The sequence below is a fragment of the Pseudomonas sp. NBRC 111132 genome (assembly GCF_001320565.1).
GTDB classification, from domain to species: domain Bacteria; phylum Pseudomonadota; class Gammaproteobacteria; order Pseudomonadales; family Pseudomonadaceae; genus Aquipseudomonas; species Aquipseudomonas putida_P.
In genome coordinates this window covers 33,203-47,538 of record NZ_BCBI01000050.1, presented here as the reverse complement: position 1 = coordinate 47,538, position 14,336 = coordinate 33,203, and the positions used below count along the sequence as shown (strand labels likewise).

16 protein-coding genes are annotated in these 14,336 nt (G+C 56.4%); 4 read left to right on the top strand and 12 right to left on the bottom strand.

Going from position 1 to position 14,336, the window contains the following annotated elements; all coding sequences use genetic code 11:
* Positions 1-72: 72 nt before the first annotated feature.
* Entirely contained in the window at positions 73-591 is a 519-nt protein-coding gene (locus APH35_RS21285; protein ID WP_003464991.1) for a YkgB family protein, read from the top strand.
* 29 nt (positions 592-620) lie between these two features.
* Here APH35_RS21285 and APH35_RS21280 read toward each other — a convergent pair whose 3' ends face one another.
* The 4 genes from APH35_RS21280 to APH35_RS21265 form a co-directional block, all read right to left on the bottom strand.
* The gene (locus APH35_RS21280; RefSeq protein WP_003464995.1) at positions 621-1,466 is read right to left on the bottom strand and encodes an AraC family transcriptional regulator; all 846 of its coding nucleotides are present in this window, start codon (positions 1,464-1,466) and stop codon (positions 621-623) included.
* 238 nt (positions 1,467-1,704) lie between these two features.
* Complete coding sequence (ccmI, locus tag APH35_RS21275) at positions 1,705-2,916, bottom strand: c-type cytochrome biogenesis protein CcmI (protein ID WP_012080656.1); 1,212 nt, start codon at positions 2,914-2,916, stop codon at positions 1,705-1,707.
* The gene (locus APH35_RS21270; RefSeq protein ID WP_012080655.1) at positions 2,909-3,382 is read right to left on the bottom strand and encodes a cytochrome c-type biogenesis protein; all 474 of its coding nucleotides are present in this window, start codon (positions 3,380-3,382) and stop codon (positions 2,909-2,911) included. The genes ccmI and APH35_RS21270 overlap by 8 nt, the downstream gene beginning before the upstream one ends.
* Positions 3,379-3,888 (bottom strand): DsbE family thiol:disulfide interchange protein, encoded by a 510-nt coding sequence (locus APH35_RS21265; RefSeq protein ID WP_255260239.1) that lies wholly within the window; start codon positions 3,886-3,888, stop codon positions 3,379-3,381. Before APH35_RS21265 ends, APH35_RS21270 begins: the two co-directional genes overlap by 4 nt.
* A 119-nt stretch (positions 3,889-4,007) precedes the next feature.
* On the opposite strand from APH35_RS21265, the gene istA reads away from it, so the two are divergent.
* Positions 4,008-5,507 carry an IS21 family transposase gene (istA, locus tag APH35_RS21260; protein WP_101509640.1) on the top strand — a complete coding sequence of 500 codons (1,500 nt, stop codon included), beginning with the start codon at positions 4,008-4,010 and terminating at the stop codon, positions 5,505-5,507.
* Positions 5,500-6,303, top strand: coding sequence for an IS21-like element ISPst3 family helper ATPase IstB (gene istB / locus APH35_RS21255; protein WP_054882055.1), 804 nt, complete (start codon positions 5,500-5,502; stop codon positions 6,301-6,303). The genes istA and istB overlap by 8 nt, the downstream gene beginning before the upstream one ends.
* Positions 6,304-7,080: 777 nt before the next feature.
* On the opposite strand, the gene APH35_RS21250 is transcribed toward istB, so the two are convergent.
* Positions 7,081-7,548: a hypothetical protein gene (locus APH35_RS21250; protein ID WP_060515432.1), complete on the bottom strand. Its 468-nt coding sequence runs from the start codon at positions 7,546-7,548 to the stop codon at positions 7,081-7,083.
* Positions 7,549-7,675: 127 nt separating this feature from the next.
* Between APH35_RS21250 and APH35_RS21245 the strand changes: the two genes are divergently transcribed.
* On the top strand, positions 7,676-8,251 hold the full coding sequence (locus tag APH35_RS21245; RefSeq protein ID WP_060515431.1) for a hypothetical protein: 576 nt from the start codon (positions 7,676-7,678) through the stop codon (positions 8,249-8,251).
* 96 nt (positions 8,252-8,347) lie between these two features.
* Here APH35_RS21245 and APH35_RS21240 read toward each other — a convergent pair whose 3' ends face one another.
* From APH35_RS21240 to APH35_RS29475, 7 genes are all read right to left on the bottom strand, one after another.
* Positions 8,348-9,142, bottom strand: coding sequence for a hypothetical protein (locus tag APH35_RS21240; protein ID WP_060515430.1), 795 nt, complete (start codon positions 9,140-9,142; stop codon positions 8,348-8,350).
* An 84-nt stretch (positions 9,143-9,226) separates the two neighbouring features.
* Complete coding sequence (locus APH35_RS21235; protein ID WP_060515429.1) at positions 9,227-9,736, bottom strand: hypothetical protein; 510 nt, start codon at positions 9,734-9,736, stop codon at positions 9,227-9,229.
* Positions 9,737-10,353: 617 nt separating this feature from the next.
* On the bottom strand, positions 10,354-10,761 hold the full coding sequence (locus APH35_RS21230; protein WP_060515428.1) for a hypothetical protein: 408 nt from the start codon (positions 10,759-10,761) through the stop codon (positions 10,354-10,356).
* Positions 10,762-10,794: 33 nt separating this feature from the next.
* Positions 10,795-11,487, bottom strand: coding sequence for a hypothetical protein (locus APH35_RS21225; protein WP_060515427.1), 693 nt, complete (start codon positions 11,485-11,487; stop codon positions 10,795-10,797).
* 1,057 nt (positions 11,488-12,544) lie between these two features.
* Positions 12,545-12,727: a hypothetical protein gene (locus APH35_RS28510; protein ID WP_082425842.1), complete on the bottom strand. Its 183-nt coding sequence runs from the start codon at positions 12,725-12,727 to the stop codon at positions 12,545-12,547.
* Between the two features lie 20 nt (positions 12,728-12,747).
* Positions 12,748-13,329, bottom strand: coding sequence for a hypothetical protein (locus tag APH35_RS21215; protein WP_060515425.1), 582 nt, complete (start codon positions 13,327-13,329; stop codon positions 12,748-12,750).
* Between the two features lie 264 nt (positions 13,330-13,593).
* Positions 13,594-14,223, bottom strand: coding sequence for a hypothetical protein (locus tag APH35_RS29475; protein ID WP_223843666.1), 630 nt, complete (start codon positions 14,221-14,223; stop codon positions 13,594-13,596).
* Positions 14,224-14,336 lie beyond the last annotated feature (113 nt).

Below are 14,336 nucleotides of genomic sequence, written 5' to 3'. Positions count from 1 at the left end.
TAATCATCTCATCGCCAACGCATACGGCGTTCGGCAGCCAACACACTCTCACTCACTACTGGAAGCTCAGACATGAAAACCATAGGCATTGAAAACTCGAAGTCCAGCGTACAGGCCCACTTAACGCTTGGAACCAAAACTATGGGGCTAGGTATCTATGGCGCGTACTTGGCTCTCGCTATTATTTACTTCTGGTTCGGCGGCATGAAATTTACCCACTACGAGGCCGAGGGCCTGGTTCCACTGGTGAGCAACAGCCCGCTTTTGGGATGGGTGTATAGCATTTTTTCGGTCGACATGTTCTCCAGCCTGCTCGGCATACTAGAGATTTCGATCGGCACTCTGATCGCAGGCCGCATGCTGTCGCCCAAACTATCCGTGGTAGGAGGCGCTCTGTCTGCAGGCCTGTTCTTCACAACCCTTAGCTTTATGTTTTCCACTCCGGGCGTCATTGAGCCTAGTTTAGGGTTTCCGGCGATTTCCGTTGCGCCAGGTCAGTTTCTGCTTAAAGACTTAGGGTTGCTTGCTGTTTCGATATTTGTGGCAGGCCATTCGCTGGTTGAACTGGAAAAACGTAAAATTAATGCATAATTTTTTCAATGGCTTAAGGCAGTAATGCCTTAGGCCTTTTTGCCATCATTTTCCCCCGCCAGATCTTTCAACCAGTCACGAGGGCTCAACCCCGTCTTGCGTCTAAATGCGCGAGACAGCGCCGAAGGACTTTCGTAGCCGACTTGAGCTGCAATCAGCGTAATCGAGCGCCCTTCTCGCATCAGCTTCTGAGCCAGGCTAACTCGCCAACTCAACAAATAATCAGCAGGCGTCTGTCCGATGACACTCTTGAAATGCACGGCATACGCAGCGCGTGACATATTTGACTCACTGGCCAGCTCTGCTATTGACCAGGCATGTTCCGGGGAGTTGTGCATCTGTAAAAGCGATCGGGCAAGCCGCATGTCGGCCAGTCCAGCCATCATTCCGGTGCGCAACTGGTGATGATCGAGCAGGTAACGGAGCAACAGAATGATTAGGAGCTCAAATAAGCGCTCAAGCGCGGCTTCCCTTCCACAATGCACATTTGCCGCCTCGGCAAACATCCACTCCAACGTGTCTGCCAGCATGGGCAGATCATCGAGTGCGAGCACCAAACAGTCCGGTAATGAAGCCGACAAAGGATTATCAATTCCGCCCTCAAACTCCATGGAAGCACACAACAACTTTGCGCCATCGGACTCACCCGCAAACAATTGATGCTTGGCGGGGCGTGGCATAAAAATCAAGCTAGGGCGAGTGAGCTGCAAATCCTTGCGATCGGGACCAAGCAACGTCACGCTGCCGGCCTGAAGCAGATGGATATAACCTCGCCGCTCGGCGCCATCGTAAGATGCAGAGCCGCATAGGTCGCCGTCATAGAACAGATTGGCCCGCACGCCGAACCGCGAGAGCAAATTAGACAAACGATCCATTGGCCGATCCTTGACGAGTCAGAACGCACAGACCATACCATCTGCGTTGTCGTTCAGTGCCTGTAGCGAACATGCCGGCGTAAATCAGCCAACGGATAAAGTGATCACTGAGCAGCTCAGCCTCCCTTTCCAGTTCGGCTGTTAAAAAAACAACACCGTTGTTTGAAAGCACCAGCAAATCAAGTGCTCACTCTTCTATTTTACAGTACCTGGCAACAGCACTTTGCGGTGCAGTCGATCAGATATCCGGAAGGTTGATCGTAAGCTTCAGCCTAGCGCTCTTCGAATTTAATGTCGTCGAGCTTCGGCCCAACCATTCCCCCGACCTACTCTTCCCTCCCCTAGAGACCCTAGCAGTCACTTGAATCGCGGCTGTCTGCGATAAGGTGTTGCTGGTAACTATTGCATCAGCGCCTGAAAACTCCACCTCGGCCGGCAGACTTGAGACCTTAAGTCGTATGGTAGCGAGAGGTACCTTGGAGCCCGATAGCGTCTGTACGAAAACGAACACACTGTCATCCAAAGCGACCTTTTCGAAAATTTCCGGGGAAATGTCCACCCGTACCTTGAGCGGTGTTGGTGGCAAGCCAGCAACATGGTTAATCGTCAAATTGTTGTTTTTTTCATCCGCTGAAAGACCGTTTCTTGCCTTTCCAATGGCCTGTACTAAAGCAGCGTGTGACGGATGGTCGGAACCCATCTCTGCTAATGCGTGATGCCAATATTTTAAAGCATCTTGGTAACGATGCTCTTCAAACGCAGCCAGACCTATGAGACTCAAGCTCTGGAGCTCACCCGGATTTCCATTTAAAGCTTCATCTGTCAGCGCCTTGATTGGCGGAGACCACATTTTGTTGTTAGAGAAATACAATGCTTTAGCCCACTCGCCTAATAACTCCGGTCGGCGACCGGCCAGTGACACCGTTCGTTCGAACATTCTAGCGGCATCGTCGGGCCTCCCTTGAGCCATGTAGTTTTGGGCCAGGTTATAAGCGTTCTCAGCTGACTCCGGTTGGGCGTTAACCGCGCGTTCCAGACGGTCGTTCATTTGCGCGAGTGAACCGGGAGGCTGGGCGAACTCACGAACCAGCTCGACTTTGTCGCTGGCGCCAAAATGCAGGTACAGCGCGAGCCCCAGCGCCGGTATCAAGAAAGCCACGAATACTGGTAGCGGCTTGCCTGTAGTCGAAAAACGTTCGAGGCCAGCTCCTTCGGTGTCCGCCAGCAATTCGCGGTCCGCCTCAGAGCGGGCACTGTTTTTTTGCGCAGGAGACATCACTCCGTCCCCTTGCTGAAGCTGTAGCTCCGCCAGGCGTTCCTGATACAGCGCCACGTAAAAAGCGGTGCGATCTTCTTCGCTTTGGGCACGACGTACAAACAACACAGGGATTAGCACGAAACTGAGGGCAACCAGCAACAGCAGGCCGACCCATAGCCAGAAATCAATCATTAGATTCTTTACCCAATAGGAGGAGGAGCCGTTGACGCTCTTGGTCAGAAAACACCTCAACATCATCGCCATGCCGACCACGATGACGTGCAACGATCAAGTAAATCACCCACACACCGCCCAACAACAAACCGCCAGGCCCAAACCAGAGCAACCAGGTGTGGCTGTTCAGCTCAGGTTTGTAGCGCACGAATTCGCCATAGCGATCGACCATGAAGTCGATGATCTGCTGATTACTCTGACCTTCATCGAGCATGCGAAAGATCTCTTTTCGCAGATCGGCGGCGATGGGGGCATTGGAGTCTGCGATATCCTGGTTCTGACATTTCGGACAACGCAGTTCCCGGGTCAACTCGGTGTACCGGGCGCGTTCGACCTCATCCTTGAACGCGTAAGCATCGATGGCAGCTTGGGCGGCACTAGCGGAACACAACACTAAGAGAGTTCCACATAGAAACCGGCTCATTGCGTGCCCTCCTGCACCAGACCTTGATAAAGATCTGCAAGCTGTTCACGCCACACCGTCTCATCTATAACGCCGACGTGCTTGTAGCGAATGATGCCCTTACTGTCGACCAGGAAGGTTTCCGGCGCGCCGTACACGCCCAGATTCAATCCGAGGCTGCCGGCTTCATCGCGAATATTCAGCTGATAAGGGTCGTGAAAATCCTTCAGCCAGTTCAGAGCATCGAAATTAACGTCTTTGTAATTGACTCCATGAATCACCACCCCCTGCTGGGCCAGTTTGTTCAGCACTGGGTGTTCTGCCCGACAAGCGACGCACCAGGTACCCCAAACGTTTACCAGCGCCGGTTTGCCCAGCAAATCGGCACGGGTCAGGGACCTATTGTCTTGCACGGATTGCAGGGAGAAATTGGGGAACGGCTTGTCAATCAACGCTGAGGGCAACGCCGAGGGATCGAGGTACAACCCTTTACAGAGAAATGCTGCCATGCCAAGAAAAAGCACCAGCGGTTGTTGCCGCTGACCGAAAACTGACCCAGTAGAGGCTGTTCTGCCGACTGAAAACTGACCCAGGTGTTCAACTGCTTCTGCTCAATTTTTGAGCAGGAGAACACAGGGTGATCAGTATGGAAATGATGGGCAAAATTCGCCGGATGTATTTCCGCGACAAGCTGTCGCTGCATGAGATAGCCAAGCGCACCGGGTTGGCGCGCAACACGATTCGCAAGTGGGTCAGAGCACCTGAGGCCAAGCCGCCGGTCTACCAACGCCGCGCGATCTTCAACAAACTCAGCCCTTTTCACGCCACGCTGGAGCAGGCGCTAAAAGCCGATTCGCTGCGGCCCAAGCAACAGCGGCGCAGTGCCAAGGCGCTGTTGGCGCAAATCAAAGCCGAAGGTTATGACGGTGGCTACAGCCAGCTCACCGCGTTTATCCGTGCCTGGCGAGGGGGACAGGGCAAGGCGTCGCAGGCCTTTGTGCCGCTGACCTTTGCTTTTGGCGAGGCGTTTCAGTTTGACTGGAGCGAGGAAGGCTTGCTGGTCGGCGGCATTTACCGGCGTATGCAGGTGGCACATCTGAAGCTGTGTGCCAGCCGTGCGTTCTGGCTGGTGGCGTATCCGAGCCAGGGCCATGAGATGTTATTCGACGCCCATACACGCTCGTTCGGCGCCTTTGGCGGCGTGCCGCGCCGAGGCATCTACGACAACATGAAGACCGCCGTCGACAGGGTCAATAAGGGCAAAGGCCGCACGGTGAATGCGCGTTTTGCGGTGATGTGCGCGCACTACCTGTTCGATCCAGACTTCTGCAACGTCGCCGCTGGTTGGGAAAAGGGCATCGTTGAAAAGAACGTGCAAGACAGCCGCAGGCGCATCTGGCTAGACGCCCAGGACTGCCATTTTCACTCCTTCGAGGAACTCAATGCCTGGCTGGGCCAGCGCTGCCGCGCGCTTTGGAACGAGCTGACGCACCCGCAATACAGCGGGCTCAGTGTGGCCGAGGTGCTGGAGTTGGAGCGCGCCGAACTGATGCCTATGCCCGCGGCCTTCGACGGTTACGTCGAACGGCCTGCGCGGGTTTCCAGTACCTGCCTGGTCAGCGTCGGGCGTAACCGCTACTCGGTGCCTTGTGAGTACGCCGGTAAGTGGGTCAGCAGCCGTTTGTATCCGACCCGCATCGAGGTGGTGGCCGATGATGCGCTGATTGCCAGCCATGCGCGTTTGCTGGATCGCGACCAGGTCAGCTACGACTGGCAGCACTACATCCCGCTGATTGAGCGCAAGCCCGGCGCGCTGCGCAACGGAGCGCCCTTTGCTGATCTGCCAGCGCCGCTGCGTCAGCTCAAGCACGGACTGAAACGTCATGCCGGCGGTGATCGGATCATGGTGCAAGTCTTGGCTGCCGCACCAGTGGCTGGGCTCGATGCCGTGCTGGTAGCCGTTGAGCTGGTACTGGAGAGCGGCAGCCTGAGCGCCGAACACATCCTCAATGTCGTGGCACGGCTGACAGCATCCGAACCGCCGCCCAGCGTCGAAACCCACTTGTCGCTCAAGGAAGCCCCCGTCGCCAACACGGCGCGCTACGACCGCCTGCGTGGCCAGACCGAGGAGATCGGTCATGCGTGATTTGATGGCGGAACTCAAGGAACTGCGCCTGCACGGCATGGCCACTGCCTGGGCGGAGTTAACTGTGCAGGGTGAGTCGAACACAGCCTCGTCCAAGTGGTTGCTTGAACACCTGCTGGAACAGGAGCACACGGATCGTGCCATGCGCTCGGTGAGCCACCAGATGAACATGGCCAAGCTGCCGATGCACCGCGATCTGGCCGGCTTCGACTTCAGCGCCTCCAGCGCCGACGCTCGCTTGATCAGCGAGCTGGCCAATCTGAGCTTTACCGACACCGCGCAGAACGTGGTGCTGATCGGCGGCCCAGGCACCGGCAAAACCCACCTGGCCACCGCACTGGCCGTGTCCGGCATCACCCGGCATGGCAAGCGCGTGCGCTTCTACTCCACGGTCGATCTGGTCAATCTGCTGGAGCGCGAAAAACACGACGGCAAAGCCGGGCGGATCGCTCAGGCACTGCTGCGCATGGATCTGGTCATCCTCGACGAGCTGGGGTATCTGCCCTTCAGTCAGGCCGGTGGCGCGCTGTTATTTCACCTGCTGTCCAAACTGTACGAGCACACCAGCGTGGTGATCACCACCAACCTGAGCTTCGCCGAATGGTCGAGCGTGTTCGGCGACGCCAAGATGACCACCGCCCTGCTGGATCGGCTGACCCACCACTGCCACATCGTCGAAACCGGTAACGAGTCCTATCGCCTGCAACACAGCAGCTTGGCGGCCCAGGCCAAGATCAAATCACGGGAGCGAAAGCGTAAGGGCGGCCAGGAACCGGAGGACGATGAGCCGTTCTGATTTCATGGCGACGACGGCCTGCTACATGGCTGCGTGTGGCAGGTCTTAAACAACTGAACTGGGCTAGCGAAGGAGTGGGGGCAACAGCAGCTGCGCTGGTAGACTTATCCACAGTTGCTGGTAACAAAATCAGCAATCCGCCCTGGGTCAAATTTCAATCGGCAGGGTGGGTCAATTTTCCATCAGCGCCAACACCGGTAGTCCTCCGATTTCGTTCGCCCAGCCGTCGCCGCAACCCCCTCAGCACCTTGCGGGCTTCTTTCCGGATTCCGTCCGGCCATGGCAGGCAGGCCTCCCATGTCGGGAGCTTCTGCGTCATCGTGGGTTGTCGAGATCAGCTGTCCTACTCTCGGTATTAATCGTTCAGGCCTTCAGTCTCGCGATCTACTATGCCCTCTGCTGACTTCTGCACAATCATTCCTGCACCTCGCGGTGCCGGTAGCCCTGACGGGCAACCGTGCAGATCTCCCCGGGTATTGCGCACCCACTTTCACACTTATACCTGTCGGATCTACGTCATGGCGTTCTGTGCAAGTATTGGGCTTCGCAGATCTCGGACTGCTTACCCCGCCATGCCGCCTCGTATCCGCTTCCTGTTCGTCAGGCCAGCGATTTGCCTCGGGCTTCCTTCAGACTCGCAGTCGCCCGCGAAACCCTTGCCTCTAGCTAGCACTTCCCCTTGCCGGGTGTGCAGGGGACTTTCACCCCTTAGTGGATGCGCCCTGCCGGGCGCACCGAAAAAAAACCCGGCAAATGCCGGGCTATGGGGTTACCTGCTCACGCTTGCGGCGTCAGCAGTAGCTCAAGGTGTTGACGATCACTTGCGACCATCGAATCGACGCCCCGCAAAATAGCAGCAGAGAGCGCCTTTCCAGCGATTTGCTGCGAGTTTGCGTTACCGTTGAGCTGCTCTTGAGAGCAGCACTCAGAGGCCTGGAGAATTGACCGGAGATTGCCTAAGGAGAGCCGACCGACTATGGCATCCAACACGATGGCAACAGGAGAGCCACACACCTGAGTCGCTTTAGCTACAGCGCTCGCTGTGTAAGGTGCAGGATCAACGGTGAGGCCCTGGGCAGCGGCCAAAATCTCATTCAACTGATCAGTGACCAGGTGCAAGAGCTCGTTGTAGCTATCCCCATCGGGAGGCAATTCCTTGTCGTTGAGGTCTCGGGCATGCGCGTTGACGGCGCTGAGAAGCTTGACCACAGCTTGCAGGGAGATTTTTGGATCGTTCAGGCTCATGAGAGGCACCAGGTAGTTGGTTGTTTAACTGACCTCAGGAGATGCTGCACACAGCCCTACAAACCCCTTTCTACATGCCTGTGGGACATCTCCTTGCATCATGAAAAGCCTTTCAAGGAGAGACCCTATGCAATTCCAACAAGCCTTCGAGCAAATGCGTGCCATCGTTGAGGCTGATGACTGCCTTCTGCGGGGATACAAACAAGACTTTTACCAGTTTGACCTGCTCCATCTCACCAAAACTGGGACGGTCGGCGGTCGATACGTTTGGGTCATCCGCGAAAACGGCACACACCTGGCTTCACTCGGCCTGCATTCCAAGCTCACTGAGTTTGTGGAATGCGCGCTCGACATGAAGGAGGCACTGCAGGTTTTCGAAATCACCCTGCTGAAGGATGGCGCTGCGACGATTAAACCTATCTCCGTGGAGATGGGGCGTGACCTGTTACGGCACCAGCAATACAAGTTCGAGGGACGGCACATCAAACGAGGCGGCCGCCTCGTTGCGCTGGTTGACATCGAGGTGTTGTACAACCGAGGCCAATACGGCGGTACCGTCAGCTTCTCCTTCGAATCAACACCGAGCAGGGATGAAGAGACTGACTTCAAGCAAATCGCCCTGTGCCTTTTCCAACAGAGAGCGCAAAGCTTGTTTGCCTGTATGGACAACGTGACTTTCCAGACGCGCAATCTTGCTGCATGAGGTACCAACGCAATACCCCACCGCTGGCCACCTAGGTCAGCGGTTTTTTTTGGCCGAAAAAAAACCGGCCTCAAGGGCCGGTCGGTAGCGTTTCCTTCAGCGTGCAGCGAGCATTGCCATACGGCTCCGCTCCTCGCGTTCAAGCAATTGCTGGCAGTTGTACGGCTCAACCACCTGGACGCCGCCCAGGTCATCGAGGTGCACCAGGTAATTTAAGTAATCATCACCAGGATTCGACCATAGGTGCCTCAGCCGCTCGTGGTTGAGCACATGTGCCTTGAACTCCTCTCGACTCAATTCCCCACGGCCGAGGGCGACCTGCAGTTTCGAGTACGCCAGGTAGTCTGGGCGCCAGCTTAAAGGGATAGCGCAAAGCGCGTGATGTACGCCATCCGAATCGGGCCATACCGGGGGAATGGTCGTCAGTTGTGCCATGGTTAGGCCCGCCTCTTCTGCCGGTGCAGCGATGGGCGAGAGTTCGAGCCCTGTAACATCGAACCAAGCATGGCCGGTCGCCGAATAAGCAACCGCGCTGATCGGTGACGTTGGTGCGCAACCATAGACCAGCCAGCTCTGGCAGCCAGCCCACTGACGGATGAATCTCACCATCAGGGAGCCGTCGACAAGAGGCTTCCGCCAGATGCAAGCGCGCAGGTGGTAATCGATATTGTAGGGCGCCAGGTCCGCAGGTAGATCAGTGTCGACAACAGCATCGAACACCTCAAACCCACCGGCGCCGATTCGCGCCAGGTAACTGGCTCCCTCGGCGATTTCAAAGGCAGGGTCAAAGTGCAGCACGCCGGCAAGTGCCGTCTCCCCTCCTCCGGTTAGGCGAAACACAATGCGGCCGTGAGGCTTGTAGCTGTGGTTGAACTGTACGGTGGTGGTCATCTGTATACCCTCTTCTTGGTCTGAGGGAATGCTTTGCAGGACCCAATAAAAAACCCACCGCGAACGGTGGGTCAGGTGTAGCGTTCAAGAACTGAGCAGGTAGTCCCCGGCGATGACAGCGTTGGTAGACAGGCCCTGTGAAGGGATTTCGACACGCTTGGTGCCGTCATCGATCAGCTCAACGAGCGTGGCGGCAAGTTTGCGCACGATGACATTGTCGACCGTTTTGACAGGCACCGAATGGCCCTTGTCCTGGAGCAGGAGCTTGTAGCCCGTATCGTCGGCGTTGTGGGTGATCACCAGAAAGCCATGCAGCTTACTCGTGTTTACATTCACCTGCAGCGCCGGGCGGCGGGCAAGCCGAGAATCATCGTCGCAGTCACGCAACAGGATGAAATCGGGGTTTGCACCGGCATCAAGCAGCATTTGCCAGATGGTGCGATCGTTGTCCGGGACGAGAAGGACCTCCACCAGCTCGATCAAGCGCAAGAGACGTCGCGAGCGAATCGACTCACGGTCAATAGGGAGCTTCGACTGGTTGAAATCGTCAATGGTGTCCAACTGTGCTACGGCATTTACGGTTTGGGTGTGCATTGCATGACTCTCCTGAAAGGTAAGCCAGGTGTTGCGAAGACCTGGTACCGCAGGAATGCGTCACACGACTGTGGAAAGCTGCCGGCTGGAGATGACCGCAGGCGGAGATCATTTTCACGACAGTTTGAATTTTTTTCAGGCTTTCTGAACCCGGCACAGGTATGATGCGCCAGCTTGCGTGTGGACCTGCATTTCAAGAGGCCCTTTTGGTGATATGTCCTCTGCTCGGTTACCGAGAATCTCGATGTTCCGAGGATGAGATACACCTTTCGACACGGTGTTTAGACCGTGCCGGCTTGCTGCATTCGAAGGGCCACCAGGGCCTCTTCTGGAATGCACCACGTGCGTTCTGAAAGCGCTGAAGTGCCGGTTAGGCGTTGGAAGATTGGCCTTCCTGAAACGGAGGTCAACGATTATGAAGCGTATGCTGAATTTTCTGAGCCACGTCTGGACTCTCTACCGGCTTTTGTCGGCTGTGTGGGGATTCATGCGTGACCACTGTGATGCGGTCTAAACGCCCGTCCAGTGTTGAGATGTAAAAAGGCCACCCGAGCGTAAAGCAGAGGTGGCCTTTCTGTTTCCACGGATGCATCCCAGTAAGGCTGGCCGGGTACGATTTACGAAGGTACGTACCAGCGACGTTCAATGTTCAGCTGATGCTCACGCTCGTAGGCACTCACGGTTCTAGCATGCTCATGTCGGCCGCCGTCGTACTGGTCTGGATCGCTGTTCAAGAGCTCGTCGAGCATACCCTTGACCCTGAGAGCGTGAGCTGCGCGCTTGGCCTTGATCGCCTTGCACACGTCCATGAAGTCGGGATCGCCTTCACCATGGCGACGGTAGGATGCCGACATCATTTGGAAGATCACCATGTGCCGGTCATCCAGATTACGCAGGCCACTAGCGTCCAGTGGGAAGGCAGCGCCGGCATACATGGACATCGCGAACGACTGCAGAAAAACCGCAGCCGCATAGTCGCTGTCGACCAGCACTGAGCGGAAGGTGGCGAAAGGTGATTCGGTCATCTGTAAACGTCCTGAAGGGTGTGGGATCGCCGATTACCAACCGGCGTAGTGCGACACCAGGTGGCCCCAGTCAGCGAGAGCCGAGTTGTCGCGCAGAATGGTCAGAGCCTCGGCGGCGTGGATCTTCGTTGGGCAACCGCCGGTGAGGAACAGCTTGTCCTTACCCTGGTTGTACAGGTGCATAACTGTCAAAGTCATAACCTGCTGGAGGGGACTCATTGCCCGGTACGCCTTGCGCATGGCGGTGAGCTTTTCCGGGATCTCCGCGTGGCCCCTCGCCCAATCACAGCCCTGAGGGCGGAGGCTGTAATGATCGCCAACAGCCTGGAACGGCTTGTTGTGGCGTTCAAAGCACCCATGCAGCTGGTATTTATCAACGATAGCCCAGACCGCGTCGCCGAAAATGCGTGCTCGATCATCTGACCCCTTGAACGAAGGCAGCTCAGCCCCGCACACGATCGCCAGGGCAGCATATTCCGCATAGTCCAGGCTCGGGATCTTGTCGACCAGGTCCACCAACGTATATCCAGGAAAGCGCCCGGCTGCGAAGGTAGGGTTGACCGCAGCATATGCTGCGAGGGCTGCGGGCTTCTGCGAGTGGTGGATATAGCCGTGACTGGCCGTTCCCACATCACTCAGCGACCACGTGCTCAGTGCACCTTGGTGGACGCCGAAGGCGGTCAACAGCTCTGTGGCTTTCACGTGATAGTGGGCTGCATCAAACATCGTTCGTCCTCTGAAACAGTTGATTGCAAAGCTTGTGGTGGATGGGGTTCTGCACCGCCAGATCTGCGGCTATGCATTCATCTGCCAGGTTCGGCCTCGCTTCATCACTGCAACCCTAGAGCGTCGGTGTGGGCTTCGCAACCCCTAGCAATATGGCCGAACAAGGCTAAATCGCAGGCACAAAAAAAGCCGCCTGAGAATGGGCGGCTTTCTTAGGCTAAATGAGCTGAGAGGCTCATCTGGCATGCGCGTACTGAAACGGTCGAACCTCAAAATAATATCCGAATTGCAATCCAGTGAGCAACCTGACCTGCCCCACCTTTTCACTAATGAAAAACCCGACCACTAGGGTCGGGTCTGTGCTGCGTTTGGAGATGATCCAGCCTAAGCCGGCAGATACTTGACCTCGGTCTCGGACCTCACCAGCTCTTGGATCACTGGGCACGTGGAAAGGCCGGTATTGACCATGTATTTCGCTGCACTCAACAGATAACGATTTCGCTCTGCCAAGTACTCGCAAGGCTCAAGACCGTTGGCTCCATGGCATTCGGAGAGGAAGCATTGGTAGAACACGACCTCACGCATGTCAGGGACAGATTTGAACTTCGGTTTCACACCTACGACACGTGCTAGGTGGAATCCTGTTGGGATCACCGAAGCCCCGTGGGCAGCAGTAAGGGTTTGCAGCATGGTGGCCCCCTGGGCATTGTCTGTGATTGCGATCAAGCTTCTGAACAGGTATCTAAGCGGCTACATAGGGCACGCCAGTAACGGGCATCCTGCATCGACTCCCTCCTCATACGGCGGTATTCGGGCCTATAGCGGTGCGGTTCTGTGCGAGCGGAGAGCGAGTTTTCCTTTGCCATTCGTAGACAGAAATTCAACTTGAACAGGGCATGTGCTTTCGGTCGGGATGACTGCTGCGTTCTTGCGGTGATCATTGGGGTTGCTCCTGTGATTTTTGACCTAGTGCGTGGAGATGGCGCACATCGATCACCACGCAAGCAGCTTGGCCGCGGGCAAAAAAAGCCCGACTAGGTCGTGCGTGGGTATAGCGTTAAGCGGTCTGGTAGAACAGTTCCGCCGGGTAGACGAAGACCTGAAGTTTTCCCTGCAGACATGACAGCTCATACACGTGCTTCGCTGGTGTCCGGCCGGGGCCTGGCAGATGGCGTTTTCCGACTTCAGACCAGCCCAAGCGTTTCAGTTCAGCAACCTTCTGCTCTTGGTAAGGCGACATTTTTTGATCCCCCTTCGCGGTCACAGTCGACCAGCTGGTTTCGTCTCACCAAAAATCCCGAACTCAACAAGGGTGCTGAATGCGATTTCGAGGGCCGGCTTTTGGTGGGCGAGCTCCAATGCTCTCTCACCAGCAGCTTTCGCTTTCTCCGCCTGCCAATCACACAGGAAGTCGGAGAACCGACGGTATCTGTGAAAGTCGATAAACCGATCGAAGCAGACCTCTTCTGAGGCTGCCAGGGCGGTCATCGCCGTGAGCAGATTCCCAAATGCAGGGAGTTCACTACGTTTCAAAGTGCCCGCAGCTACGAGCTTGTCGACCGTGGTGTCGAAGCGTTGCTGGTGTTCTTCAAGTCTGCCGCTCACGATCCGGAGCGCGTGATCCTGCGCGACAAACTGATTCCGCCCATCACGGTGATAGCGCGGATCGAACTCAGCGAAGCTGGTGTGCTTCAGTGAAAGCCCAGAGGTGGCACCCTCACGGTCTGTTTCGATGTTCAGGCGGTCAACGAATGGGGTCGACCACCGGATGCCGGTCAGCCCCTGGCGACCAGCCTGGACCATCACCATCATTCCATCAGTCAGTTCAAGTGTTGCGAGCATGAGTGTGTCCCCTTAGAACGTTGATCAAGTCCAAGGGGATGAGTCACATGAACCGCGAAACTCACCAATTTTGTCGGATCGGGCACAGCGCCCGGGGCACCATAAAAAAACCCGGCACATGGCCGGGTTGGGTGTAGCGTTAGGATACGGAGGGCCTGGGACAAATGCGCTGGGGCCCGGGCGAAAAAACCCGGTCTATTGACCGGGTCATGTGCAGCGTTTGACGCGAGCATCATGCTGGCGCTAAAGGCTGAAGTACAGCAGTCATGCCGACTCCGTGACTTCGTCATCGGAGTGGCAAGCCGAGAGATCGATCTCTACTGGCTTTTGATCGGATTTTGCGGTCACCACGAAGGTGCACGCGCTGTCCTGCTCACCGGCGGCAATGTGGCTGCGGAAATACCGGTCCGCGACAGCCTGGGCTGCCGCATGGTGATCCCCCTCAACCTCAACATCAGCACTCCAAGTAACGAGATACTGTCGTTCCCCATCAACTTCAACCTCTTCGGTGCCTCCAGCCAAGCGGAAGTGGCTTTCCAGTTCGGCGATCGGCTGGCGTGCGCTAACAACCTCGACGTCGGTGTTTCTGACGAATCCCGAAAACCAGAAGCTGGTCGAGTCCACATTCAGGCAGCAGGCCTTCAGTAGCACATCGTTTTCAGCTTCAATTTCCTCCGCCTCCTCCGTGCCCGGGGCGTACTGATGGAATGACGCAGTGCTGTCGAACGTTTCGACCTTGTGCAGCCCATTCTCTCTGACTAGGCGAGCCAGGTTCATGATGCCCTGTGCTGCAGCCAAATCGATGTTGAAGGAAGCATAATCCGGTGTGCCTTCTGCGCCATTGGTGGCACGGGTTTCGACGGTGTAGCTCTTGGTGGTTACGGACGAATGCATAGCGGTACCCTCAGGTGTTGGTCTAGTAAAGCGAGATGCGTCACAGCCAACATGAATCGGCGCTACGGACTGAAGCCCATATCTTCGGCCGCTTGAATGACGCCCAAAAGAAA